Annotated in this window: 27 protein-coding genes, 3 rRNA genes and 2 pseudogenes; 5 read left to right on the forward strand and 27 right to left on the reverse strand. The window is 34.8% G+C overall.

Going from position 1 to position 24,473, the window contains the following annotated elements; genetic code table 11:
- Window positions 1–31 precede the first annotated feature (31 nt).
- Complete coding sequence (locus tag EW093_RS18085) at window positions 32–145, forward strand: hypothetical protein (RefSeq protein ID WP_425473358.1); 114 nt, start codon at window positions 32–34, stop codon at window positions 143–145.
- Here the strand turns inward: EW093_RS18085 and EW093_RS08480 are convergent.
- The 10 genes and pseudogenes from EW093_RS08480 to EW093_RS08520 form a co-directional block, all read right to left on the reverse strand.
- A complete protein-coding gene (locus EW093_RS08480) occupies window positions 126–506 on the reverse strand; it encodes a hypothetical protein (RefSeq protein ID WP_149567986.1) in 381 nt (126 codons plus the stop codon). The genes EW093_RS18085 and EW093_RS08480 overlap by 20 nt on opposite strands.
- Window positions 507–1,025: 519 nt before the next feature.
- A 5S ribosomal RNA gene (rrf, locus tag EW093_RS08485) occupies window positions 1,026–1,134 on the reverse strand.
- Window positions 1,135–1,314: 180 nt separating this feature from the next.
- Window positions 1,315–4,284: ribosomal RNA gene (locus EW093_RS08490) — 23S ribosomal RNA — on the reverse strand.
- A 426-nt stretch (window positions 4,285–4,710) separates the two neighbouring features.
- Window positions 4,711–6,249, reverse strand: a 16S ribosomal RNA gene (locus EW093_RS08495).
- The 16S, 23S and 5S rRNA genes sit together here, the layout of an rRNA operon.
- A 303-nt stretch (window positions 6,250–6,552) precedes the next feature.
- Window positions 6,553–6,921: pseudogene (locus tag EW093_RS08500) on the reverse strand (ClbS/DfsB family four-helix bundle protein); the annotation flags it as partial.
- 22 nt (window positions 6,922–6,943) lie between these two features.
- Window positions 6,944–7,402 carry a hypothetical protein gene (locus tag EW093_RS08505; protein ID WP_149567988.1) on the reverse strand — a complete coding sequence of 153 codons (459 nt, stop codon included), beginning with the start codon at window positions 7,400–7,402 and terminating at the stop codon, window positions 6,944–6,946.
- A 42-nt stretch (window positions 7,403–7,444) separates the two neighbouring features.
- Window positions 7,445–8,116 (reverse strand): DUF5680 domain-containing protein, encoded by a 672-nt coding sequence (locus EW093_RS17655; protein ID WP_149567989.1) that lies wholly within the window; start codon window positions 8,114–8,116, stop codon window positions 7,445–7,447.
- A gap of 116 nt (window positions 8,117–8,232) precedes the next feature.
- Window positions 8,233–8,325, reverse strand: a pseudogene (locus EW093_RS18090) (hypothetical protein); the annotation flags it as partial.
- Between the two features lie 28 nt (window positions 8,326–8,353).
- Entirely contained in the window at window positions 8,354–8,986 is a 633-nt protein-coding gene (locus tag EW093_RS08515; RefSeq protein ID WP_149567990.1) for a hypothetical protein, read from the reverse strand.
- Window positions 8,987–9,197: 211 nt separating this feature from the next.
- Window positions 9,198–9,542, reverse strand: coding sequence for a DUF898 family protein (locus tag EW093_RS08520; protein ID WP_149567991.1), 345 nt, complete (start codon window positions 9,540–9,542; stop codon window positions 9,198–9,200).
- 253 nt (window positions 9,543–9,795) lie between these two features.
- On the opposite strand from EW093_RS08520, the gene EW093_RS08525 reads away from it, so the two are divergent.
- The gene (locus EW093_RS08525; protein WP_149567992.1) at window positions 9,796–10,653 is read left to right on the forward strand and encodes an ABC transporter substrate-binding protein; all 858 of its coding nucleotides are present in this window, start codon (window positions 9,796–9,798) and stop codon (window positions 10,651–10,653) included.
- Between the two features lie 186 nt (window positions 10,654–10,839).
- On the opposite strand, the gene EW093_RS17305 is transcribed toward EW093_RS08525, so the two are convergent.
- From EW093_RS17305 to EW093_RS08575, 11 genes are all read right to left on the reverse strand, one after another.
- Window positions 10,840–11,010 (reverse strand): GNAT family N-acetyltransferase, encoded by a 171-nt coding sequence (locus EW093_RS17305; RefSeq protein WP_187759646.1) that lies wholly within the window; start codon window positions 11,008–11,010, stop codon window positions 10,840–10,842.
- 110 nt (window positions 11,011–11,120) lie between these two features.
- The gene (locus EW093_RS08530; RefSeq protein WP_149567993.1) at window positions 11,121–11,543 is read right to left on the reverse strand and encodes a DUF3795 domain-containing protein; all 423 of its coding nucleotides are present in this window, start codon (window positions 11,541–11,543) and stop codon (window positions 11,121–11,123) included.
- A 194-nt stretch (window positions 11,544–11,737) separates the two neighbouring features.
- On the reverse strand, window positions 11,738–12,001 hold the full coding sequence (locus tag EW093_RS08535; protein ID WP_149567994.1) for a hypothetical protein: 264 nt from the start codon (window positions 11,999–12,001) through the stop codon (window positions 11,738–11,740).
- Between the two features lie 365 nt (window positions 12,002–12,366).
- Window positions 12,367–12,618, reverse strand: coding sequence for a GNAT family N-acetyltransferase (locus tag EW093_RS08540; protein WP_187759647.1), 252 nt, complete (start codon window positions 12,616–12,618; stop codon window positions 12,367–12,369).
- Between the two features lie 75 nt (window positions 12,619–12,693).
- A complete protein-coding gene (locus EW093_RS08545; protein ID WP_149567996.1) occupies window positions 12,694–12,933 on the reverse strand; it encodes a toxin-antitoxin system YwqK family antitoxin in 240 nt (79 codons plus the stop codon).
- 251 nt (window positions 12,934–13,184) lie between these two features.
- Complete coding sequence (locus EW093_RS17500; RefSeq protein WP_223111589.1) at window positions 13,185–13,358, reverse strand: hypothetical protein; 174 nt, start codon at window positions 13,356–13,358, stop codon at window positions 13,185–13,187.
- Window positions 13,359–13,580, reverse strand: a complete 222-nt coding sequence (locus tag EW093_RS08555; RefSeq protein WP_149567997.1) for an addiction module protein — start codon at window positions 13,578–13,580, stop codon at window positions 13,359–13,361.
- A gap of 170 nt (window positions 13,581–13,750) precedes the next feature.
- Entirely contained in the window at window positions 13,751–14,119 is a 369-nt protein-coding gene (locus EW093_RS08560; protein ID WP_149567998.1) for an iron chaperone, read from the reverse strand.
- Between the two features lie 167 nt (window positions 14,120–14,286).
- Window positions 14,287–14,604 (reverse strand): HigA family addiction module antitoxin, encoded by a 318-nt coding sequence (locus EW093_RS08565; protein WP_187759648.1) that lies wholly within the window; start codon window positions 14,602–14,604, stop codon window positions 14,287–14,289.
- A gap of 11 nt (window positions 14,605–14,615) precedes the next feature.
- Window positions 14,616–14,894, reverse strand: a complete 279-nt coding sequence (locus EW093_RS08570) for a type II toxin-antitoxin system RelE/ParE family toxin (protein WP_149567999.1) — start codon at window positions 14,892–14,894, stop codon at window positions 14,616–14,618.
- Window positions 14,895–15,243: 349 nt separating this feature from the next.
- Entirely contained in the window at window positions 15,244–15,849 is a 606-nt protein-coding gene (locus EW093_RS08575; RefSeq protein WP_149568000.1) for an HAD hydrolase-like protein, read from the reverse strand.
- A 58-nt stretch (window positions 15,850–15,907) separates the two neighbouring features.
- Between EW093_RS08575 and tnpA the strand changes: the two genes are divergently transcribed.
- The 3 genes from tnpA to tnpC are packed head-to-tail and all read left to right on the forward strand — an operon-like array spanning window position 15,908 to window position 18,170.
- Window positions 15,908–16,213, forward strand: coding sequence for an IS66 family insertion sequence element accessory protein TnpA (tnpA, locus tag EW093_RS08580; RefSeq protein ID WP_149566821.1), 306 nt, complete (start codon window positions 15,908–15,910; stop codon window positions 16,211–16,213).
- Window positions 16,213–16,560 carry an IS66 family insertion sequence element accessory protein TnpB gene (gene tnpB / locus EW093_RS08585; RefSeq protein WP_149566822.1) on the forward strand — a complete coding sequence of 116 codons (348 nt, stop codon included), beginning with the start codon at window positions 16,213–16,215 and terminating at the stop codon, window positions 16,558–16,560. The genes tnpA and tnpB overlap by 1 nt, the downstream gene beginning before the upstream one ends.
- A gap of 41 nt (window positions 16,561–16,601) precedes the next feature.
- Complete coding sequence (tnpC, locus tag EW093_RS08590) at window positions 16,602–18,170, forward strand: IS66 family transposase (RefSeq protein ID WP_149566823.1); 1,569 nt, start codon at window positions 16,602–16,604, stop codon at window positions 18,168–18,170.
- A 54-nt stretch (window positions 18,171–18,224) separates the two neighbouring features.
- On the opposite strand, the gene EW093_RS17310 is transcribed toward tnpC, so the two are convergent.
- From EW093_RS17310 to EW093_RS08620, 6 genes are all read right to left on the reverse strand, one after another.
- Window positions 18,225–18,395, reverse strand: a complete 171-nt coding sequence (locus EW093_RS17310; RefSeq protein WP_187759649.1) for an HAD hydrolase family protein — start codon at window positions 18,393–18,395, stop codon at window positions 18,225–18,227.
- A gap of 132 nt (window positions 18,396–18,527) precedes the next feature.
- Window positions 18,528–18,998, reverse strand: coding sequence for a GNAT family N-acetyltransferase (locus EW093_RS08600; RefSeq protein WP_149568002.1), 471 nt, complete (start codon window positions 18,996–18,998; stop codon window positions 18,528–18,530).
- Window positions 18,999–19,158: 160 nt separating this feature from the next.
- A complete protein-coding gene (locus tag EW093_RS08605; RefSeq protein WP_149568003.1) occupies window positions 19,159–19,419 on the reverse strand; it encodes a hypothetical protein in 261 nt (86 codons plus the stop codon).
- A gap of 192 nt (window positions 19,420–19,611) precedes the next feature.
- Window positions 19,612–22,149 carry a GIY-YIG nuclease family protein gene (locus tag EW093_RS08610; protein WP_149568004.1) on the reverse strand — a complete coding sequence of 846 codons (2,538 nt, stop codon included), beginning with the start codon at window positions 22,147–22,149 and terminating at the stop codon, window positions 19,612–19,614.
- On the reverse strand, window positions 22,142–23,653 hold the full coding sequence (locus tag EW093_RS08615) for an Eco57I restriction-modification methylase domain-containing protein (RefSeq protein WP_149568005.1): 1,512 nt from the start codon (window positions 23,651–23,653) through the stop codon (window positions 22,142–22,144). The genes EW093_RS08610 and EW093_RS08615 overlap by 8 nt, the downstream gene beginning before the upstream one ends.
- A complete protein-coding gene (locus EW093_RS08620) occupies window positions 23,643–24,320 on the reverse strand; it encodes a DNA methyltransferase (RefSeq protein ID WP_223111590.1) in 678 nt (225 codons plus the stop codon). Before EW093_RS08620 ends, EW093_RS08615 begins: the two co-directional genes overlap by 11 nt.
- Window positions 24,321–24,473 lie beyond the last annotated feature (153 nt).

The following is a 24,473-nucleotide window of genomic DNA, read 5'->3' on the forward strand; positions in this document are numbered from 1 at the left end:
ATTAAAAAAACATGAAGACTATAGTATCCCTGTGGAGCTTGAAGAGATATTCCAAAAAGAACTTAACTTTAAGGAGGCATTTTATAGACTTACCCCAGGTAGACAAAGAGATTATTTGGTCCATTTTAACTTAATGCAACGATAACAGAAGCAATTAGTTGTAAAAAAACAACAGGAACCCATATCCGTTCAATTTTACTAGGTGTTATACTATTCATTACAGTTCCAGAAAGTGAGAATAGAACAACAAACCAGATTGCTATTTTTGAAAAAGAATACATCCATGGAAAAAAGTAACCAGCCCTTGAAATAACTATAAAGTTAAACGTAAGTAATATAAGGATAATTATAATTGCTATAAATCTCATTTTTGGTGGATATTTTCCTGGATATTTTCCACCCATTGAGGCTGCACCCCATGGTAGACCAAATGCAAGACAGAGTTGAAATAGAACGACTATACCTGTTAGAAGTGTAAAAACAATTGTTGAAATGGATAATAACATTATAGAACTCCTTTAAAATTTAATTACTACAAAAATTATATATAGATGTAAAGAAGTTTACAAGAAACTGTTAATAAAGTTGATAAAAGTCTAGTGTATGAACCTAATTGCAGTGTTATTAGCCTACTCTCCCACTCAAAACATTTCGATCAGAAATTGTTTTGCTAAACTAGGAGATTGATATGGAACTTAATATATTATTTGCATGACTGGATTGAATTGGCATTGTACCATCGAGATGGAACTGCGTTAGTTCATGTTAAACAAAACGTGTTGATTAAAAAAGAAAATTAATAAAAAAAAGTCTAGCGTATGAACCTAATTGCAGTGCAATTAGCCTACTCTCCCACTCAAAACATTTCGATCAGAAATTGTTTTGCTAAACTAGGAGATTGATATGGAACTTAATATATTATTTGCATGACTGGATTGAATTGGCATTGTACCATCGAGATGGAACTGCGTTAGTTCATGTTAAACAAAACGTGTTGATTAAAAAAAGAAAATTAATAAAAAAAAGTCTAGCGATCACCTACTCTCCCACTAACGCAGTACCATCGGCGCAACTTGGCTTAACTTCCGTGTTCGGTATGGGAACGGGTGTGGCCCAAGTGCTATCATCACTAGACAAAAATTTTAATTAAAAACTCTTAAAAAAAGTGTTTAATTAAAACAACTTAAGAAAACTTAAGTTTATTTTAAATAACGCTGGAGTTAAGTTATTCTACTTATTTATACTCCGTTATTTCCCGAAGGGAAATAACTAAATAGGGTATAAAAATCATATCCAGTTAAGGAAAATAAAAATATGGTCAAGCCTCACGGGAGATTAGTACCTCTCAGCTAAATACATTACTGCACTTACACTTGAGGCCTATCAACCAGATCATCTCTCTGGTCCCTTTAGGAGAGTTAAACTCTCAGGAATGTCTCATCTTGAGGCGGGCTTCCCACTTAGATGCTTTCAGCGGTTATCCCTCCCGAACTTAGCTACTCTGCAATTACCGTTGGCACGATAACAGATACACCAGAGGTTCGTCCATTTCGGTCCTCTCGTACTAAAAATAGATCCTCTCAAACATTCAACGCATGTGGCAGATAGGGACCGAACTGTCTCGCGACGTTCTGAACCCAGCTCACGTACCGCTTTAATTGGCGAACAGCCAAACCCTTGGGACCTGCTTCAGCCCCAGGATGCGATGAGCCGACATCGAGGTGCCAAACTTTGCCGTCGATATGAACTCTTGGGCAAAATAAGCCTGTTATCCCCGGAGTACCTTTTATCCGTTAAGTGACGGCCCTTCCACTCGGGACCGCCAGATCACTAAGACCTACTTTCGTACCTGCTCGACTTGTAAGTCTCGCAGTCAAGCTACCTTCTGCCTTTGCACTTACAATCTGATTTCCAACCAGATCAAGGTAACCTTTGCGCGCCTCCGTTACTCTTTAGGAGGCGACCGCCCCAGTCAAACTGCCCACCAGACATTGTCCAAAAACCGGATAACGGCTTCTGTTAGAAAACTAATTAAACAAGGGTGGTATTTCACCAACGACTCACCCCAACCTAACGATCAGGGGTCATAGTCTCCCACCTATCCTACACATGTTTAACCAGATTTCAATATCAGGCTGCAGTAAAGGTTCACGGGGTCTTTCCGTCTAACCACATGTAATCGGCATCTTCACCGATACTTTAATTTCACCGGGTCTCGGGTTGAGACAGCGTCCAATTCGTTACACCATTCGTGCGGGTCGGAACTTACCCGACAAGGAATTTCGCTACCTTAGGACCGTTATAGTTACGGCCGCCGTTTACCGGGGCTTCAATTCGCTGCTTCGATAAATCTAACAACTCCTCTTAACCTTCCGGCACCGGGCAGGTGTCAGTCCCTATACTTCATCTTACGATTTCGCAGAGACCTGTGTTTTTGGTAAACAGTCGATTGGACCTCTTTTTTGCAACCTCTCCTCGCGGAGTAGGCCATACTTCTCCCTAAGTTACGTATGTAATTTGCCGAGTTCCTTAACCCGAGTTATCCCGTACGCCTTAGCATACTCAGCTCGCCTACCTGTGTCGGTTTGCGGTACGGTTCCTGTTAATCGAACCTTAGAGATTATTTCCTGGCACGATGAATCCTCTATCTTCCTGCACCCGTAGGTTTAGTACCCTTAACAACTCACCTCAAAATGCGGATTTGCCTACATCTCTCAAAAGCTTGTTGCTTGGACCGGAACTACCATTCTCCGGCATAAAATCTCCTTATGCGTCATCCCATCGAAATTAACAGAAGTACTGGAATATTAACCAGTTTCCCATCGACTACGCTCTTCAGCCTCGTCTTAGGGGCCGACTCACCCTGGGAAGAAAACCTTTACCCAGGAACCCTTAGGCTTTCGGCGGGAAGGGATCTCACCTTCCTTTTCGTTACTCATGCCTGCATTCTAACTTGTGATACCTCCAGCAATCCTTCCAGATCACCTTCAACAGCCTACACAACTCTCGTCTACCATCCGTATTAATACGAATCCGTAGCTTCGGTACTATGCTTAGCCCCGTTACATTTTAGGCGCTCGACTACTCGACCAGTGAGCTATTACGCACTCTTTCAAGGAGTGGCTGCTTCTAAGCCAACCTCCTGGCTGTCTTTGCAATCGAACTTCCTTCTCCACTTAGCATAGTTTAGGGACCTTAGCTGACGGTCTGGGCTCTTTCCCTCTTGACCATGGATCTTATCACCCACAGTCTCACTGCAATATTTTGTTTATCGGTATTCAGAGTTTGAATAAGTTTGGTACCCGGTGAAGGGCCCTAGCCTAATCAGTGCTTTACCTCCGACAAAAATCATATCACGCTGATCCTAAAACCATTTCGACGAGAACCAGCTATCTCCGAGTTTGATTGGCCTTTCACCCCTATTCACAAGTCATCACTGCCTTTTTCAACAGACTAGTGTTCGGTCCTCCACTTGATTTTACTCAAGCTTCAACCTGCTCATAAATAGATCACTCGGCTTCGGGTCTACGGCAACATACTTGGCGCCCTATTAAGACTCGGTTTCCCTCCGGCTCCGGTACTTCTATACCTTAACCTTGCATATTAACGTAACTCGCAGGCTCATTCTACAAAAGGCACGCCATCACGTCTCAAGGACGCTTTGACCACTTGTAAATCCACGGTTTCAGGTCTATTTCACTCCCCTCCCGGGGTGCTTTTCACCACTTCCCTTACGGTACTCGTTCACTATCGGTAGCTATCTCGTATTTAGCCTTGGAGGGTGGTCCCCCCAGATTCCAGCAGGATTTCTCGTGTCCCGCTGTACTCAGGAATATACTCTACAGCTATATTAGTTTCGCTTACGGGACTATCACCCACTCTGGTACTAGCTTTCCAGCTAATTTCTGCTACTAATATAGTTTCTTACTGCAGTTCGCATCACACAATACAAAACAGTACATCCTACAACACCCCTACTGCAACTCCGTGCAGATATTACACAGTAAAGGTTTGGGCTATTCCCCGTCCGCTCGCCGCTACTAAGGGAATCACAATTGTTTTCTTTTCCTTCAGGTACTTAGATGGTTCAGTTCCCTGAGTCTCACTCCAATACACTATTTTATTCATGTAAAGGTAATAGACATCTTGTCTATTGGGTTACCCCATTCGGCAATCTGGGCGTCAAAGGATGTTTGCTCCTTAACCCAGCTTTTCGCAGCTTACCACGGCCTTCATCGTCGGATAGCTCCAAGGCATCCACCATGGATCCTTATTCGCTTGACCATATATTTTGCTAGCAAAATATAGTCGACAAAAGTTTCAAAAAAACTTCGATAGACATATCGTTACTATCAAAAATATTTGTGCTTTCACACTATAATTTTTACACCCTTCGCTATTTAGTTGTACTTAACTGAAGTTTCGTAGAAACTTAAATTAAGTTTTATGCCAATTAAGGCAAGTCAAACATTTCTAATAGAAAAGTTTGATATTTAAGCCACTGGAATCGAACCAGAATAATACTTACCAAAGACTTAACTGTCACTAAGACAAATATAAAAATAGAAGGAGGAAGAAATACTAACCTATTGTACTGCAGTTTTACTTTACAAGAGTTACCTCTCTTGAATGTCTTTTACCCAAGACATTTAGGGTTTAAAGATAAATCTTTAAGGTACTTAGTAAAAACTAAGCTTCCCTTTCTCGTAGAAAGGAGGTGATCCAGCCGCACTTTCCAGTACGGCTACCTTGTTACGACTTCACCCCCCTTACTAAGCATACCTTCGGCGCCGTCCTCCATAAAGGTTAGACTAACGACTTCGGGTACCCCCAACTCGGGTGGTGTGACGGGCGGTGTGTACAAGGCCCGGGAACGTATTCACCGCATCATGCTGATATGCGATTACTAGCGATTCCACCTTCATGGAGTCGAGTTTCAGACTCCAATCCGAACTGAGACCGGCTTTTTGCGGTTAGCTCCACCTCGCGGCTTCGCATCACTCTGTACCGGCCATTGTAGCACGTGTGTAGCCCAGGGTATAAGGGCCATGATGACTTGACGTCGTCCCCACCTTCCTCCGGTTTGTCACCGGCAGTCTCGCATGAGTCCCCAACTTAATGATGGTAACATACGATAGGGGTTGCGCTCGTTGCGGGACTTAACCCAACACCTCACGGCACGAGCTGACGACAGCCATGCAGCACCTGTAATAGTGTCCCCGAAAGGAAAGAACTATCTCTAGAACGGTCACTAATATGTCAAACCCTGGTAAGGTTCCTCGCGTATCATCGAATTAAACCACATGCTCCACCGCTTGTGCGGGCCCCCGTCAATTCCTTTGAGTTTCACCGTTGCCGGCATACTCCCCAGGCGGTACACTTAACGCGTTAGCTTCGGTACCGAGGTTTGACCCCCGACACCAAGTGTACAAAGTTTACGGCATAGACTACCAGGGTATCTAATCCTGTTTGCTCCCTATGCTTTCGCGCCTCAGCGTCAATCCAGGCCCAAAATGTTGCCTTCGCCATTGGTGTTCTTTCTAATATCAACAGATTTCACCCCTACACTAGAAATTCCACATTTCCCTACCGGATTCTAGTTAATCAGTTTCCTGTCCGTTTCCGGTGTTGAGCACCGGTCTTTCAAACAAGACTTAATTAACCGCCTACACGCCCTTTACGCCCAATAATTCCGAACAACGCTCGCTCCTTACGTGTTACCGCGGCTGCTGGCACGTAATTGGCCGGAGCTTATTCATGAGCTAACGTCATCTACTACTCATTTCCTAGTAGTTTTATTCCTCACTCATAAAAGGATTTTACAACATCTCTGCATTCTTCATCCACGCGGCATCGCTCCGTCAGACTTTCGTCCATTGCGGAAGATTCTTAGCTGCTGCCTCCCGTAGGAGTCTGGGCCGTGTCTCAGTCCCAATGTGGCCGATCACCCTCTCAGGTCGGCTAACTATCGTCGCCTTGGTAGGCTCTTACCCCACCAACTAGCTAATAGTGCGCAGACTCATCTTTCAGCGCAGCAAACGCTGCTTTCCTCTAAAAGCTAAAGCTTAAAGAGATTATTCGGTATTACTCCATGTTTCCATGGGCTATCCCCAACTAAAAGGTAGATCATCTACGTGTTACTCACCCGTTCGCCACTCTCGGAAGTGCAAGCACTTCCTACCGTTCGACTTGCATGCTTAAAACGTGCCGCCAGCGTTCGTTCTGAGCCAGGATCAAACTCTCCGTTATTATGTTTACTAACCGAAGTTAGTAATAACTAAGTTGATCTTTATACTCAAGGTTTTAATTAACATTAAATGTTAAAAGTATTTCTTCCCTTCTCTATTAAAAATGTAATACTTAAGTGGTTAATAATTGTGTTTCTTAAGAAACAGTTTAACATTAAGATTTCTGTTGCTTAACAAGTTCTTGTTAGAAGTTGTTGTTGCAACGCTCCGAGAATATACCAACACAAAGTTTTATTGTCAACACGAAATGAAAATTACTTTTATTATTTTTTAATACCATATATATTTCATGAAAATTAATACTCTAAATATTCTTTATATGTGCCTTTAATTTCTTAATAGCCCAATCATAATGACTAGATAAAGCAGATACACAATAACTCCCTAAGGAGGTAGTTCCAGTCCAATCAAAGAATTTTTTTGTAAAGAGTTCCTCATTGGAAAATGGCTCTATTAATTCTAATACAGATTTATGGCTTTTACTAACCATGTCTTTGGAACTTTCAAGATCAGTACTTTGATGTTTTTTCCAAAATTCTACATTCATTTCACCATAGGAAGTCCAAGTATATGGCTTTGGTAAAAAGGGGACCTTATCACCTTTCATATTAGACTTAATCCAATTTATAAGAAGCTGATGCCATTCATATAAATGGATAAGTATATCTCCCAACTATGAGTACAGTTGTTAAAAATTACTTCTTAAATTTTGAATTATTATAATTGTAAGGGATACTAGTTCCAATAACAACATCTTCAATCTTTTCTAAAATAAGCCAGTCATCCATATTAACTTGATGATCAAATGCTAAAGGGGTTATCTCTTCAAGATTTGTAAATTCAACTAAACACAGGCATTTTTTATTCCATCTTTTTCTTTGTGATGGTGATAAACTTAATTTATCTTGATTTTTAATTAATATATTATCAATCTCATCTTCTGATAATTTAACAAAGTTTTGAACACCTACGACAATAGCTTTTGCAGTAATTTTAGAGGTTCCTTTTTTCATAAGATATAAGGTTTCACCTTTAAAAACTCTGCTATGTGGAATTTTTCTACCAGCGGCACCTCTTACAATCATGGTTTTACTTCCTTCCACTATTTTTTCCAAGACTTTTTCCTTATCATCACAATAAACTAAATGTACCACTTTTTTAAAACTCCTATTTGATCAAAGAACTTTAATATATAACTATTTTATTATCCCACCATGAAAAATGCACTCATAAACTTTCTGAGTTTGAAAAAAAATCTCTTCCTCTCCAGTAAACCAATCAAAATTACCCTTTACATTACAATGATAAGTAAAATTCCCATTTTGGTAGATCTCAGGTCCTCTAAAGGGTTTATCAATAGATACAGCCAATAAACACGACTTCAAAAAGTCTGCTGAAAAGTTTTTATTAATAACTCGTCCACTATAATTCATTGCCCAATATGGATTTTTATCAATATATAACACTTCTTGACCTATAAAACTTTCACCACCAAAATATGAATCTAAGTATAAAAAATTCCCATTTTCATAAGTTAAATCATGGGATTTTAACCTAGAGGAAGTAGTTTCTAAACCATAAGCTGCATATGTATTCTTCTTTGCAGAACATAAAAAGGATTTAATATCTTCTAAATTATCTATATTAGGATTATTGTTTCTACTATATTCATTTTTACCTTTAATAAGATAATCAATTGTTACACCAAAAATAAGACTTAACTCTACTAATCTTTCAATATCAGGAAATGAATCACCTCTCTCCCATTTAGTTACAGATTGCCTAGAAATATTTAATTTTTCAGCTAATAATTCTTGAGTAAGGCCTACGTTATTTCTTAATCTATGTATTCTTTTTCCAATATTCATTTCTATACTCCTTAAGGAATATCTTAATCATATATTTTTATATAACAATTAACCTATAGTATCATTTTGGCAACCTATAGTTCCAAATATAAACATAAAGAATATTATTAAACGGTTTAATTATTCAAAATTTCTCTTTCAAAAATAACTTCATAATGGTCTGGTGTTATTATTCCTTCCCTAATTTGAGTAAAAACCTGAACAATACTCCAACCATCATTAACTTTATTGTGTTACTTATTTTGGATTGAATCTAAATATATAGGCATAAGCTTTTTGTGTAAAAATCTCACCTATCATTGTCTTAAGAACTTTATTCCTATCAATATGTGTACCATCTCTTTTTATAGAATATGAATCTAAATCTTTATCTACAATTCTAAACTTACTTCCATTTCGTTTTATAACAGCAATTAGTTTATAGTCCTCATCAGTAAAGGCTAGACTTGCATCTCCATGGCTGTTATTACAAACTAATACCCCACTACTCCTTAGATACTTTTTACAAGATTGAGAAATAAATCCGGCATAAAAAGAGAACATAATATCGAAGGAATTTTCATCTATAGCCAAAAGACTTGAGAAGTCCCCTTGAAACGCTTTTATATTAGGCTCATCACTATAGTTTTTATTTTCACAAATATAATTTAACACATTTTCATTATCAAAAAATTTAGCAATTCTTTTATCAGAATCAATATACGTCATCTCTTTTATATAAAATGATGGGGTAATATGAACAAAACTTCCAGGGTAAATCCCTTTTTGGGGTTTGTATATATCATAAATCATTTTAAATAGCTTTTTTCTTTCATCATCTTTATCAATAAAATATTTTTTATACAGTTTGGGTACTTCAACACTATTCATTAGATTTCCTATTATTATATATATTTTAAAGTTTTATAAATCCTTCAGCAGTAACAAGTACATAATCAGAAAAATACTCCATACCTTTACTGCTAATATAATTACTAAAAAGAAGCTCCAGGCATCTAAATAGCTACCAAGATAGATAAACTAAATTCCTAATTCATCAGCGTCTGTTGACCTTATAATAGATCCATTTTTATTAGGTAGTTTAGTTTGCAAATGAAGTATTTTTAACCTTCCATTTTTCTAAGGATATTTGCAACCAAAATCCATAAATACCAATTGTTATAATGCATAATACGAACCACTTAATCCATAAGCCAAATAGTCCTATAGCCGACCCATTAAATTGTAATCGTTTGCCATCTATAGTGGTATTATTTATTTTCCACCCATAAACCATACATAAAGCCCATGGATAACAAATACCCAATGTGAATAAAGTTATAAAGAATCCTAAAATACTCCAACCTATTAAACCTAATAAACCACCTGTAAACTCAGACTTACCTGATCTACTCATATTAACTGTAACATTGATCTGTTCAGACATTTTATCTCCTATAAACTTATAATTAAATATAATTTTTCTGAGCCAAGTTTAAAAAACAACTATTTTTACTCAATATTATTGATAATAAATCATAAATTATCCTAAGTCACTTACAAAAATCGGTTGTAGAAGATATCTGGCTCCATAAAGATCCATTGCACTAAAATTTATTTACTACTTTGTTTTAATATAATGTATAATTTTAGGTAAGATTTCTGAATATGTTAGATAATTATAAATAAAGGCTGTAAATATGAAAAAGATTTTCTTATTATTATTATTTTCTGTAATTACAAATTTATCAAGTCAGATGGTAGTCACCTATAGGGGTGGTGAAAATGAACACGATAAACGAATGGAGTATCCAGTAAAACTTATAACTACTGCATTAGAGATTACAAAATCCGAATATGGAAATTATACTTTAGTTCCTTCTGCAAGGATGAACTCTAAAAGAGCTATGAATACTCTTATAAAGGACACTATCCCCAACTTTATTGTTGAAGCAAGTGTAACCGAAGAGAACGAGAAAAATCTTTTATCAATCAAAATACCCACAACTAAAGGTTTGTTTGGATATAGAATATTTTTAATTAATAAAGAGAATCAAACCCTTTTTAATAATATAAATACTTTTGAAGATCTTAAAAAAATCCGTCTAGGTCAAGGAAATACATGGCTCGATACTAAAATCCTAGAAAGTTATAAACTTTCAGTGGTAAAGGGTTTGACTTATGATGGTTTATTAAGAATGTTATCTTCTAAAAGGTTTGATGCATTTCCCAGAGGGGTTCATGAAGCTTATAAAGAGCTTAAGAATAGGCAATTTGAGCATTCAGAGTTAGCTATAGAACAGAATATTTGTATATATTATCCACTACCTAAATTCTTATATACTTCTAAAAACAGTATTTTACTACATGAAAGAATTAGTAAAGGTCTAAATATGATGTTAGAAGACGGTAGTTTTGATAAAATATGGAAAGAGTATAATTATGATTATGTTTTAAATGCAAAATTAAATAGCAGAAAAATATTTAAGCTAGAGAACCCTTTCTTACCCGATACCGTACCTCTAAATAATAATGAGTTATGGTTTTCCATAGAATAATTAAATAGTGAAAAACCCTACCCCTCTTATCACTAGTGAGCTTTTATTTCTTTAATATTCAAAAAATGACTCTTCTTATTTAAATATGAAGACTTAGCTCAAGTTAGCCTTTCTAACAATATGGGACCATAGATTATGGTCATAGTACTTCCCTCTGAATAAGCGTATATGGTTTGAATCTAGGTCCTAACACCAATCAAGGATTTCTCCAGCTTCAGTTAAGTCTTGTGGAAGTTCATTATCATATAGATAGTTTGAAACAAAACCATCGTTGAAATGCCTAAATATAAAATCCAAATCTGAAGATTCAAATTTCCTAAGAAGGAGTCTTTTTGTTTCAAGTTCTTGGTATTTCATTTCAATTTCTTTTAATTAAGCAACTTTACATAACATACCCTCGACAAAAAAATATCCAAAGGCGTATTCTATTCATTACTTTTTATATGTATTTTATTTCTTTATAAGATTTATTTCAATTCAGACACTTTAAAGGTTTTTCCACATTCTGAACACGTCTTCTGGTGGATATTATGAACACCACTACATTCTGGGCATTTAAGTCTCTCTTTTTCGAAACTTAAGTAGTAATTCATTCCTTTTTCATTAATGACTTTCATATTATTGATTAAACTTTCATTGTATCTAATTCTATAGCTCTTATCTAATCTCCTTATTAAAATACAAGGATAATCAGAACACTCCGAGCAAAAGAGTAAACCCTTATCATATGCACACTCTTTTATCTTACATTTCTGGCAATGTTCCGGTTTACCTTTATCACTTTGACGACAACCCAGACATGGTTTTTTCTTTTTATGATGAACATAGCAATATATGCAATTCATGCCACATACTGCGATCATCATCTCTTCAGAATTAGTAATTTCCATCCAAACAACCTCAATATTGTAAAAGATTTGAGAAATAGATTCCGCCTAATATTTCCAAACTTAGGTGCAATTCTATGGCCCAGTTTTTCATACCCATTCTCACTATTCGACCCCTACTTAAAATTGTAGCATATAATGAGTCAAAGACTCAGCAGAGCGAAGCATTTAGGCTGTATTAAATGAAATTACTTAAGTTAGTCATTATTACTGATTTTATTTTTAGTTACTTTAAACATAATTAAACCAAAAAAGATTCCTGTTATAGGATATACAATAAGGTTTGGCAAAGATTCAATAATAAAGTTAGTAAAATCTTGGGGCTTCTCATCTATGTAGTTCCAAATTGTTATAATAATTCCTACAGGAACTCCCCACCCTAAAATACCATGCTTAACGACATAACTTAATTTTCCATTTTTGACGTTACTGTTATATTTTTTATAATTATTTTTTTTCATTATAGAATCCTTACTTCTCATAATAACCAACATGTTCTGTACAAAGGTATAAATACTCAAACCCCGGTACTGATACAATTCTCATTAATTATATATCCTTCCACTTTATTTCAATTTCAAATAACACTTCCGAGCCAATCCTCTGTTTTATAAAATTATTCACCTAAAGTTCTGGGACTATGCAAAGTTGTGTGGAATATATTTACCTTATCACTACTTGCTATTATGCCATAACTTGTAAAAAATGTAGAGCTTTAGAGCTTACACTTATTATTCTCATAATCCCACTCTCCACCACTATCTAAAAACCTGTCAATTTCTAAAAAATTTAGGATTGTAAAGCGTAATTCAAAATGGTTGTATTTTTAATTCCCAATTTCAGCAAAATATATCGGATGATGGGCTTCAATCTTATAGCCAAGCTTTTCGGCTAATCTTATTGAAACTTCATTCTCACTAAAGCAAGACCAAACAGGAATAAAATTATACTTTAGGCACTCCTCAATATAAGCGCAAGCTGTAACATATGCTAAACCTTTTTTCTGAAAGCCTTGAAATGTTTTTATACCAACTTCACGCTCTTTTTCTGAAGCAAAAACTGAAATACTACCACACAATGGTTGATTTGTCGAAGACCGCAGCGAAGTGGAGCATATATTGTCTGTTATACGAAGTTAAAGTGAAAAGTTTATTTAATCAAAATGTGTCTTTTTATAAGGATTTCCAACTTTATCGTAAGTAATCCATTCTCCAACCTGAGCACCGTTTTTAAAATTTCCGGATCTTTTTATAGTCCCGTCAATACGATACCATTCCCAATATCCTTCTGCTTGACCTTTGACAACTCTACCTTTCGACCATACTGTTTCGCCATTAGCGTGATATTTAATAGTTAGGCCATCAATAATTTCTTCTTTCTTTTTAGGTGCCATATTTTCCCTTAGATTTCACTTTAATTTCGTACAACGTTTTGCGGATATATGAAGTCTACCACGCAGTAGTTGATTTGTCGAAGACCGCAGCGAAGCGGAGCATATTTTGTCTGTTATGTTCAGTCTTATTTTTTAGTTATTCGTGATTTCCAATAGTCTGGTTTTCTATGCAGGTGCATTACAGCAACTATAATGATAATCTCTCCATCAGTAGTATAAATTAGACCAAAAGGAAATCGGTTTGTTCTAGCTCATCTTGTATTTTCAGAAAGTTTAGGCCAAGAATCTACAAACCCTAAAATTCTCTCAGAAGTTAGCTTAACTTCATTTGCAAATTCATAACCTAGACCTTCGCTCTGTTCATTATAATAATTTATTGCATCTTGAAGTTCTATTTTTGCAGCTTCTGAAAATCTTATTCTCACTTACATATCCAATGAAGAAAATACATCTTCAATAGAAATTGTTTTCATTTCTCCATTTTTCATAGCACGAATTCTATCTTCTGCTTCAGAACTCCAAGCAGAGTCAATTTCTTCTCTTCCTTGAAAATTAAAACTTGATAAAACGTATTCTACTAGTTTAGCCCTATCCATTGGAGATAAGTTTATTGCTTCGGTAAATAATTCTTCCTTAGAAATTAACATTTTTGCCTCTTATCTTATTATACAAGAATTGCTCGTTTAATGTCAAAAAATAATATTGAACATAACATTCCGATGATATATGAAGTCTACCACGCAGTGGTAGATTTGTCGAAGACCGCAGCGAAGCGGAGCATATATTGTCTGTTATATTTAGTGACTTTTTGAACTCTCTAATTATCACTATTAATTAGTTGTTTTCTATACTTAACCATTTCAATTATTAAATCACAAGGTATCGGTTTGTCTATTGGGAATTGGATAGAACCTTTACCTTGTTTAAAATCGGTTAATCTATCATAAAACTTTTCTATAGTAGTAGGATGTGGATAAAAACCGACATGCTTTTTATACCCTGCAATCATAATTTGTTGTTCTATTTTCCCATTTTTCACTAGAGCAAAAGCTGGAATATTATAGTTGAATAGCTCTTCGACATCAGGTAAAGCTTTTAAAATGCATTGTTTCATAGTAATTAAAGCTTCTTTTGTACCTTCTGGTTGAGCACTAATATAGTCATCAATAGTTTTAAAATCTGGCATACAATCTCCTGATTAAAATCTCATTAAGTCATTAAATATAACGTTCCGACGATATACGATGTTTCAATTGGCCTAGATTCTTGCTTTACAAGAAACAGGACAGTTGAAATATGCCGCAGGTTGGAGCAAAGCGGAACGTATATTGTCTGTTAAATGATTTTAATGCGTTAGCCTTCCATTAAACCTTTTGTTTCAGGTTCATCAAAAACTGGAAAAGGTATAACTTTAGGATCTTTTTGCTCAGCTTTCCACAAATCAACTTTATTTTGCATGTTTAACCAGCTTTCTGGAGTTGTATTTGTTGCTCTTGCAATTCTTATTGCCATCTCAGGGCTTAAAGAAGTATGCTCATTAAGTAATTCTGATAAAGCTTTCCTTGAAACACCTAAATCAGTAGCAGCTTCAGTTATAGTTAATCCCAATGGTAGTATAACATCTTCTTTTAATACTGTTCCTGGATGGGTAGGTTTTCTCATTATTGTCATCTTTATACTCCCTAATGATAATCGAGGTAATTAACAATATATGCATCACCTTCTTCAAAATAAAAAGTTACTCTCCAGTTACCATTAACTGTTACAGACCAAATATCTTTTTCTTTACCTGACAGTTGATGTAATCTATATCCTGGAAGAGACATATCCTTAACTGTTGTTGATGCATCAAGACGGTCCAAGATTCTAGCTAATTTTGCAGAATGTTCTGGAATTATTCCCTTTTTTGTTCCTTTAATAAAGAATTCTTCTAACCCTTTATGTTTGAATGTTTTTATCATTACATCCTTAATGTAACCTTAAGGGTTACAAGTGTCAAGTTTGGAAAAGTCATAAAGCATTAATTTCATTTAACGTTCCGCGGATATACGACGTTTTCATTTTCTTAAGGTTACACCGTATTAAATAATTGGTCACGTATAAAATTTGCGTGAATTTAACGTCCATTTAACTTGTTTTACGGCCGGAACGAAGTGGAGGTGTTGACAACTTTCTTGCTCTGCAAGAAAGATGAAAACAGTAAAATCCAGTTCAAATGTTTGTTAAATCTCCGCATGGTCTCAATATGAAAATGTGCCGAAGGCCAAGGTGAAACCGCAGCGTATATCCGCTGTTATACGAAGAATAAAATTATGGAATAAGTGTAAGGAAATTATCGATAACAGAATCTGGATTACACAATTTTTCATCCCCTAATTTATATTTTCCTGATCTCATTAGTATTGAGTTATACCCTACATTTTTTGCTCCCATAATATCAGTTTTCCAATCATCACCTATTACAGTTATAGATTTAAGATTTTCATTAAAAATCCTCTGTGCATTCTGAAAATATTGACTTGAGGGTTTTCCTAATATTTCAATTTTCTGATCTGTGATAGATTCTAATAATGAAACAAAAGCTCCAGTATCAATAATTTTACGTCCATTTTTGAGGTAATAAGGAGAACCTGAAGCTGAAATAATACGATTCTCATTATTAAGATTGTTTATTATTACCTGTAAATCATTGTATCCAAAATTATTTTTTTCAAAGTCTAGAAGTATAATTAGCTCAGGATTAACTAATGTGTGATTTGCCTGAATTTGACAGATTTCATCATCACTCCCGACTACCATTACATTTGAAATATTATTTTTAATTATATACTGATTTATGGAATCTATTGGTGAATATATTTTTTCTGGGGAAATGGATAATCCAATCTCATTGAACCTTTGAACTGTAACCGTCAATTTAGTATGCCCTTAAAAAAATAAATAAAATATTACACCCTTAAGTCCGAGGGATAATATGAAAAGTCGAAAGAGCCACGAAGAGTGGAAATTATTAGTATCAGAGTTCAATAAATCAGGCCAGTCAGTTGCAGCTTTTAGTAGAGAAAATAACCTAAAAGCATCAACTTTTATTTATTGGGTTAAAATGTTCTCTATAAATACTGAAAAATCAAATTTGGTTAAGATAAAACCTAAAACGAGTAATTCTAAGAAAACTCATGATATTAAAATTATTGTTAATGATACAAAGATTGAGATCTGTGGAGTTATAAATTCAGATAAAATTAGTAAAATAATCGCTGTACTAATGGAAGTTAACTGATGTTTTTAGACCTAACTAAAATATCAATCTTCGTTCGCCCTGGATCAACAGATATGAGATCTCAGATTAATGGGTTATCAGTTTTAGCTGAAAGTGAAATGAAATTAGATTCTGGTTCTGGAAGTTTATTTTTGTTTTGTAGCAAAAACAGAAAAAACTTGAAATGTATATACTGGGATAAAAATGGTTTTGCAATGTGGCAAAAGAAACTCGAGAAAGATAAGTTCCCATGGCCACAAACGGCAGATGATGCAGAAGAGATAACTTTAGAACAATTAAAACTTCTATTGTCTGGTATAGATTTTTGGAAAGCCCATAAAGAAATATATTTTAAAGAGATGAATTAAAAGGGTTTTATAATCTTTTATAAAATTGTAGTATTTACTCGATGGGCGGAATAAAAAAACAGGTAATCCCTGAAGAAATATCTACATATATTGAGTCTCTTGAAAACTCAAATAAATCTCTTGAAAATAGGGTTAAAATACTAGAAGAAGAGTTGCGTCTCGAAAGAGTAAAGAGATTTGGAAAATCTAGTGAAAAGGTTACACCTTTACAATCTGAATTATTTGATGAGTTTGAGCAAACCGCCTTGGATATAGAAGAAGAGGATGAACCTGAAGTTATATCTATTCCAGCATATAATAGAAAAAAGAAAGGTCGAAAACCTATAGATCCATCCCTACCTAGAAAACAAATCATTCACGATATATCAGAAGATGATAAACAGTGTGCTTGTGGATGTCAGATGGTTAAAATTGATGAAGTAGTAACAGAAAGGGTACAGATTATTCCTGAAAAGTCTTATGTAGAACAACATATAAGACCAAAATATGCCTGCAGGAATTGTGAAGGTTCAGGAGATGAAGATAAACCAACTTTTAGAGTTGCTCCTGCACCACCATCATTGATTTCAGGAAGTATAGTGACTGGTGGTCTTCTTGCTTACATCCATACAAATAAATTTTGTGATTACCTGCCATTTTATCGGCAAGAGAAAAGATTTGAGAGGTATGGGATTCCGATAAGCAGACAGAATATGTCAAACTGGACTATAAAAGCTTATAGAAAATTAAAAGGTCTTAATGATATTATGAAAGATCACATAAAGACTGGTACATATCTTCAAATGGATGAAACAGTCCTCAAAGTTCATGGGGAAGTTGGTAAATTAGATTCTAGTAACTCTTACATATGGGTCACCTGTGGTGGGCCTAAAGACTCAAGTATAGCTCTCTATGAATATAATAGATCTCGAAGTTCAAAATATATTAAAGATTTTACTGAAGGCTTTTCTGGGTTTTGTCAGTCAGATGGTTTCCCAGGTTACAATGCCGTTTTTAAAAATAGTGACAAAATAACACATGTAACATGTTTAGCACATTGTCGGAGAGAGCTTTACGATGCCTATAAAGCTTCTAAGCAACTAAATAAGTCTAATGTTGTAATTAATAAAATTCAAAAGATATATGTTGTAGAAAAACAACTTAGAGATAAGAACCTCAAACCGGAAGAATTTGTAGCAGAAAGAAAGAAGTTAGCGACACCATTACTTGATAACCTAAAAGACTGGCTTGATAAAAAGGCTATAAATATTAGACCAGAAAGTAAATTGGGGAAAGCTGTAAAATATACATTAGGCCAATGGGATAAAATGATAAATTACCTTGATTGTGCAGAGCTTACTCCAGATAATAACGCTGCGGAGAGAGTGGTAAAACCACTTGTTATGGGTCGTAAAAATTTTTTATTTTCGGGTAGTCCTGAAGGTGCGGATGCATTATGTTTTTTCTACTCTTTAATTGAAACGGCAAAATTAAATGATTTAAATCCATACGCATATTTAAAATGGTTATATGATAAGGCTCCATTATTACCAGAAGGCTCCTCATTAGAAGAATTAGCTCCATGGAAATGTGATCCAATAGAAGTTAATAAAATTATGTTACCTTCTTAGAGAGCTATTCCCTTTTTAAAATATTAAATATTTAAATATCAGTTGTTACTGCCTTTAGATTTGACGGTTACTTTGAACTTGTACTTTATGTGATTTGATAGAATTTGTAGCTAATAGATATTTTATCCCTTTTTCCTCAAGGTAGTTTATAAATCTAGTAGCATTGTTTATTTCTTCAGCCCCATTCAATAATGTTCCATCTATATCAAGAATTAGATTGTCCATAAGGCATCTCCATAATTTTATTTTTTGTATAACGTTCCGACGATATATGAAGTCTACCACGAAGTGGGAGATTTGGCGAAGCCCGAGTGAAACGAGCATATATTGTCTGTTATATAAAGTTTGTGGTCGAGTTTATAGTTGCAAAATCATATCTTTAGCAACTTCTTTAAACCCTATATTATCATATAATGAAATTGCGTTATTATTAAAACTATAAACATTTAACATAATATCTGAATACTTTTTCTCTTTGCATTCTGAAATTACTTTATCTAGCAGCATTCTTCCATAACCTTTAGCCTGGAATTTTTTATTCACAACAATATTATCAATATAGAAGTAATTTCTTTGTTTATGGATTGGTAAAGATCCTTTGGATTCCACATAACCATAAATGAATCCAATAACATCTCCTTCAACTTCAATTATATAGAACATACTGTTTTTATCTTCAATCTGTTCTTTAATAAATTCTTCTGATCTGAAAGGTTTTTCCGTTGCTGAATAAATATTGGGTTGGTTAATGTTGTGAAAATTATCACTTTCCCAATACAGTTCAGATATTGACTTACAATCATTAGAAGTTGCTTCTCTTATTTTCATTTTTTTTATCCTTTTATAATAAAATGCAACAAATTTTATATAACGTTCCGACGATATACGATGTTTCAACTGGACTAGGTTCTTGCTCTGCAAGAACAGGACTGTTGAAATATGCCGCAGGCTGAAGCGAAGAGGAACGTATATTGTCTGTTATGTGTAGTCATGACTTCTCTAAGTTTTCTTTAAACTTCTTGTAGTCATTTTCATTTAAAATCCATCCTACACATTTAAAAATAAATATGAAAAGTAAGATGAAGATCCCAGTAATAGTATTATCATATGATAAAAATTTTCCAATAAAAGCAGGTATTGTTAAAGCTGCAATTATAAGCATAGTTATTAAAAACTGTTTTAATCCCAAAAATTGTAAAAACCCTCCACTTCTCGTTTTTTCCCATTCCTTAAACTCTTTAAAATTCAAAATGTTCTCCTATCATGATTTCACATAACGTTTCAGGAATATGAGAAGTTGCCGTCGGGAGCTTGCGACCATAGGCAATTTTGGTGAAGCCGAAGGCGTAACCTTATATTCCTTGTTATGTGCTGGGCAGAGCACCGGTTTCAAATGAACTCCCGCCCCTCTGCCGTAGCCAAGGATGGCGGAGGCAGATTTCTATGGTCTCTCTGCTACCATATTTTCAAAAGTTTCTTCATAATCACTAGAGCTTAAAACCGTATCATAAAGACCAACTTCTTCACCTTCATGTCTATCAATACCTGTATATTCAAGACTCGCATCTTCATAACGCTTAAATTTGTAAACTGCATCATTCATCAAAGCACTATTGAAAACTCCAAGACTAACTAGCAATTCAAAATCCTTAACCGATAACCCAGTAACAGTTTTAAATAGCCCCGGCTCTAATTGAGTTATAACATCTTTTAAACTTCTTTCTCTATAATCTGTTAAGTACATAAAAACAGGAACTCTGGTAGCAAATTTGATTAACTTCTCTTGAATTTGTTTTCTTAAACTTTTGTATTCTTTTTCTTCTTCTGATAGGTCTTTTTTTTCTTTTTTACTTAGCTCTTTGTCGTTAGCTTCTTTCTTTGCTTTTTTAACAGATTCAGATTTATTAATTATAGTTTCGATATCCTGATTAAGTGAACGAAAACCTTCGATATTCATTAATGCATTCATTGCATCTTCATTGCTCATAAGTCGTTTTAGAGTGTCATTATCGACATTTACTAGAAGTGCACTTTCCCAACGTCGTGCAAGGAGAGTAGCAGTTGTGCCACTCATGGCCATATCTAGAACACCTGCAGCATCAATCTGTTTCATGGAACTACCATCATATGCTAATACTGGTAAGAAGCTGATAAATTCCTGTACGTTTTTTTCTGGATTTGACTCGTTTATATTAAGTCGACAACTATATTCTGCAATTTGGCGTAATGCCCTGTTCGGTGCAAAATCAAAAACATAGCACTCTTCTTTCATAATCAGTTCTTCATTAGGTGAACGCCCATCTGGATTTTTGATAACCCATGGAGTTTGTACCCTAAATGCAGCCTGAAAGTATGTTTCAGGACTTGATGAATTCCTAAGCATAAAAATCCCTGACCAAGGTTTTACAGAAACTCCTGTTGTAAGTTTACCGCATGAAAGAGTTATTGTTTTTGTCTTTAAAGGATCTTCCATTGTATTCTGAACTGGGGGGAGTGCGGCAACACCTATACCTGCTGAAATACCTGCTGCAACAATTACCTTATATTCATGGTAAAAAGTATTTTGAGGTTGATTAATCAAGTTTTTCATAGCATGACAGGATGCTACAGTTGGTAGAAACCAGAATGTGTGAGTTAATGTTTTTAAAAGAGGTGCATGAGAAAAGGGCATTGGAGGTTTTTTAGCTCCAAGTTTAAGTTCATCAACTGATGTTTCTAGATAGGAACCTCTAATAAGGTCAAGCCATTTTTGAACTTCACTTTCATAGGTAAATTTTGCAGACAGATGTTCTCCTGAAGCTGAAAAGAAAACATTCAAATCAAATTCATCAAACTCTCCCTGTTTAGCAATATCAACAATAGATTCCGGTAATTGATAAGTCATCATAACCATACGAGGTAGGGATAAATATGGATTATCTAAACCTTGCCAATTAATCTTTTCTCGTTGCTCATCAGAATATGTCCAGTTGTAAATTTGTTCTTCGATAAATTCACCTGAGCCTATTGCTCGAAATGGTGTACCGGAAAGATATAAAAAATGATAAGTAGTTATTGGAAGAATATCCTCTTCAAAATCTATCTCTTGATAACCTTCTTCCTGTAGAATTTCTTTTTGCTCGATAATAATTTTTTTATCTTCTTCATTATCTTTAAAAAGGGCCTTTGAGTTATCATTCCAGGCACCGTAGTGGTACTCATCGAAAACAACTGCATCCCAATTTGTGCCATGCACCCATTCATTCTTTGTCTTAATACCACCTGTACTTTTATTTTTACCTAAAAAGTCCTGAAATGAACCAAATAAAACAATCGGTCTAGATTCATCTATATCTTCTTTATGTAATCCATCTTTTGATAAAAACTGCCATCCTTTAAAATCAACATGAGTTTTTAAATCTTCTTCCCATGCATTTTGTACTGCTGGCTTAAAAGTCAAAACAAGTACTTTTTTCCACCCCATCTTTAATGCAAGTTGATATGTGGCAAAAGTCTTACCAAAACGCATTTTTGCATTCCAAAGAAAGTGAGGGGTTTCATTGGGATTTTCTTTTCTAAAACTTTTATAGTAAGTGATTGTCTTTTCTACTGCTTCAGATTGTTCTGGTCGCATATTAAAAGTTAGTGTTCTCTGGTTATCATCATCCAATCCATCTCGTACTGCTTTTATCGCCGATTTAACATCTTCGACACTACAAATGAACCATTCTCCTTCAGGATTAGCAAATCCTCTTTTTTTGAGAACTCTATGAACTGCATGATCAGTAAAAGAACTCCCATCCTTTTTCATAGCTGATTCTTCAAGAAGAATTGTATATTTTACACCACTGGTCTGTAGTTGCTCAGCTATTCTTTTTCGTGTATCACGTTCGGTATAACCGACTTTAATACGACCTTTATGTGACACCACATCTACCAACTCGTAGCCATAGATCGTTGGAGTTATTTCAGGGCGTAGTGGAAAAAAATCTTTACTCATTATCCAGCTCCATAGGCCTTATCATCGAATCTATAAATGATATTTCAGTTTCAGTTAGGTTATATTTCTTATATAATTTTTCATCAGTCCATAATTCATTAAAATCTACAACAGGTACAAAACGATAAACTTTAGATGTGGCATGTTGTGTTGGTTTATTCAAAAGAACTAACAATCTAAAAAATTTAGATTGAATATATTTTAATACATTCTGTGCTATGATATTTGATTCAAATGGTCCTATAACTAAATATGTTTCAGTACAGCATGAATTCTTTTCTCCTATGAAAGGCTTATTTAAAATTTGATGAGGATAATCTTCGCCAGCTCCATACGCCATAGATATATATATTTTATACTGATCTACCCACAAATAATTCTGAGTAATCTTATCTTTTGTAACATAACCAATTTTTTTATTTGCATATATTTTAATACCCCCTGTAAATAGGTTTTCATTGAAATCTTTAAATGTTGTAGAAAAGCCAAATGGTTTTCTCGCACTAACTAATTTACTAAAGCTTTCTTCTTTAAATTTTGAAACTTTATGAATTATTGATACAGCTTCATTATATCTAATTAACGTGTCATAACCTCTCTCAAGAAGTGGCCTAGACATAACAGAAATATTACCATTCCTATAAGTTGTTATTTCACAATCCCCTTGATAATCCTTACTCCATAAAAAGTAGCAAACACCCCCTTTTATCTCTACGGTTGGAAAACAATCAGACGACTTAGGAAAGTCTACTATTTTACTTAGTCTTTTATCTGTAAGCATTTCATCTCGAAACTCATCAAGCCCCTTTCCACCAGAAAACCAACGAGATGGAACAATCATTGTTAAAAATTGGGGATTCATTTTCTTTGCCTGCTGTATAAATCTATGATATATAGGGATTGCACTAGCAGCTGCACCCCCATCACTCAATTGATATGGTGGATTTCCAATTATTACATCAAATTTCATCTTAAATATCTCCTCGGGGGTTTTGGTGTGAACAAACTGATAGGCATGTGTTTCAAGCTCATCACTCCTTTCGTAATTTTCCTGACTTGCACCACAATATGAACATTTACCATTTAGCCAGGTATGCTCAATCCGCTTGTAAATAATATTTCCCTGTTCTGTGTCAAATATCTCACAGACTGAGTATTTCCCATTAGCCTTTTTAGAACAGTAGACAGAGCGCCGAGAAAGCAATGACGTTAATTCTGTTATGGCAATACCAAATAGTTGCTTGGTAAATATGTGATCTAGTCGATGTTGTAAGTCTGGTATTTCCTGCTCTAAACCTTCAATTAGACGTTTTCCTATTTCCCTTAAAAACACTCCACTTTTAGTAACAGGGTCAAGAAAGGTTGTACTTGAACTTTTAAAGAGTTCTTGTGGTAGCATATCTAATATTTCATTTACCAGCTTGGGTGGTGTAAAAACTTCATCATTGCTGAGGTTTGCCAAACATGTTAGAACGTCAGGGTTGTAATTATCACTATTCAACATCGCTTATCCTTAAAAAATGGGTTAGAGGGTATTCTTTTATCGGTTTAGGTAAAAAAGCAGGATCAGTTTCATAAACATCAGCAAAAAGATCTCCAGGAATTTTTGATTTTTCTGCTTCTAATAAATTTTCATAGGTGAAATCTCTTCTTTTAATCTTACTTCCATTAACAGGAGACCATTCAGAAAAAACTATTGGTTCTTTTTTTTCACTAACTTTTTTTAGAGTTAGAGCATCTCCCCATATAATGTTGTAGGAAAGTATATATTCTATAGATTTTAAACATTCTATTTTTATATTTTCTTTATATAATTTTTTATATCCTACTTCAAACAAATCCAAGAGACGTTTTCGACATGCCTCAACATTATCTTCAAGAATATCTACCCCATAGATAGATGAGACAGCTATTACTGCATATCGTTCAAATTCTACCTGACTTTTTCTATAACGGTTAACAACTATATTTAGCTTTCGTCTAAGTATTTGAACTAGAAAATTACCTGTACCACAAGCTGGTTCTAAAAACCGGGATTCTATACGCTCTGTTTCCTGCTTAACAAGGTCTAACATAGCATTTACTTCACGCTCTGAAGTATAGACTTCACCATGATCTGAAACTCTTTGCCGAGAAACTACTTGATTGTTTATTTTATCTCTTTCTTCCAATAGAAATTCCTATTTCCTTATTCCACCCGCCATGGACGGCGGGTGTCTTTGGGGCGGGCTTTATTATAATCAATAATCACAATTTAATAAATGCTGTGCTCAGCCTTGCACATAACTCAAGCAATGACGCTATATTGCGTTATTGCTACTCTT

Source organism: Thiospirochaeta perfilievii (assembly GCF_008329945.1).
GTDB lineage: Bacteria > Spirochaetota > Spirochaetia > DSM-2461 > DSM-2461 > Thiospirochaeta > Thiospirochaeta perfilievii.

Coding starts and splice junctions, on each gene's coding strand:
- EW093_RS08615 (WP_149568005.1), bottom strand. CDS start 23,653: ATGTTGAATAGTGATAATTACAACCCTGACGTTCTAACATGTTTGGCA.
- EW093_RS08600 (WP_149568002.1), bottom strand. CDS start 18,998: ATGAAAATAAGAGAAGCAACTTCTAATGATTGTAAGTCAATATCTGAA.
- EW093_RS08560 (WP_149567998.1), bottom strand. CDS start 14,119: ATGCCAGATTTTAAAACTATTGATGACTATATTAGTGCTCAACCAGAA.
- EW093_RS17310 (WP_187759649.1), bottom strand. CDS start 18,395: ATGGACAATCTAATTCTTGATATAGATGGAACATTATTGAATGGGGCT.
- EW093_RS08570 (WP_149567999.1), bottom strand. CDS start 14,894: ATGATAAAAACATTCAAACATAAAGGGTTAGAAGAATTCTTTATTAAA.
- tnpA (WP_149566821.1), top strand. CDS start 15,908: ATGAAAAGTCGAAAGAGCCACGAAGAGTGGAAATTATTAGTATCAGAG.
- EW093_RS08535 (WP_149567994.1), bottom strand. CDS start 12,001: ATGAAAAAAAATAATTATAAAAAATATAACAGTAACGTCAAAAATGGA.
- EW093_RS08545 (WP_149567996.1), bottom strand. CDS start 12,933: ATGGCACCTAAAAAGAAAGAAGAAATTATTGATGGCCTAACTATTAAA.
- EW093_RS08610 (WP_149568004.1), bottom strand. CDS start 22,149: ATGAGTAAAGATTTTTTTCCACTACGCCCTGAAATAACTCCAACGATC.
- EW093_RS08530 (WP_149567993.1), bottom strand. CDS start 11,543: ATGGAAATTACTAATTCTGAAGAGATGATGATCGCAGTATGTGGCATG.
- tnpB (WP_149566822.1), top strand. CDS start 16,213: ATGTTTTTAGACCTAACTAAAATATCAATCTTCGTTCGCCCTGGATCA.
- EW093_RS08480 (WP_149567986.1), bottom strand. CDS start 506: ATGTTATTATCCATTTCAACAATTGTTTTTACACTTCTAACAGGTATA.
- EW093_RS08525 (WP_149567992.1), top strand. CDS start 9,796: ATGAAAAAGATTTTCTTATTATTATTATTTTCTGTAATTACAAATTTA.
- EW093_RS08565 (WP_187759648.1), bottom strand. CDS start 14,604: ATGACAATAATGAGAAAACCTACCCATCCAGGAACAGTATTAAAAGAA.
- tnpC (WP_149566823.1), top strand. CDS start 16,602: ATGGGCGGAATAAAAAAACAGGTAATCCCTGAAGAAATATCTACATAT.
- EW093_RS08515 (WP_149567990.1), bottom strand. CDS start 8,986: ATGAATAGTGTTGAAGTACCCAAACTGTATAAAAAATATTTTATTGAT.
- EW093_RS17305 (WP_187759646.1), bottom strand. CDS start 11,010: ATGAAATACCAAGAACTTGAAACAAAAAGACTCCTTCTTAGGAAATTT.
- EW093_RS08520 (WP_149567991.1), bottom strand. CDS start 9,542: ATGTCTGAACAGATCAATGTTACAGTTAATATGAGTAGATCAGGTAAG.
- EW093_RS17655 (WP_149567989.1), bottom strand. CDS start 8,116: ATGAATATTGGAAAAAGAATACATAGATTAAGAAATAACGTAGGCCTT.
- EW093_RS08555 (WP_149567997.1), bottom strand. CDS start 13,580: ATGTTAATTTCTAAGGAAGAATTATTTACCGAAGCAATAAACTTATCT.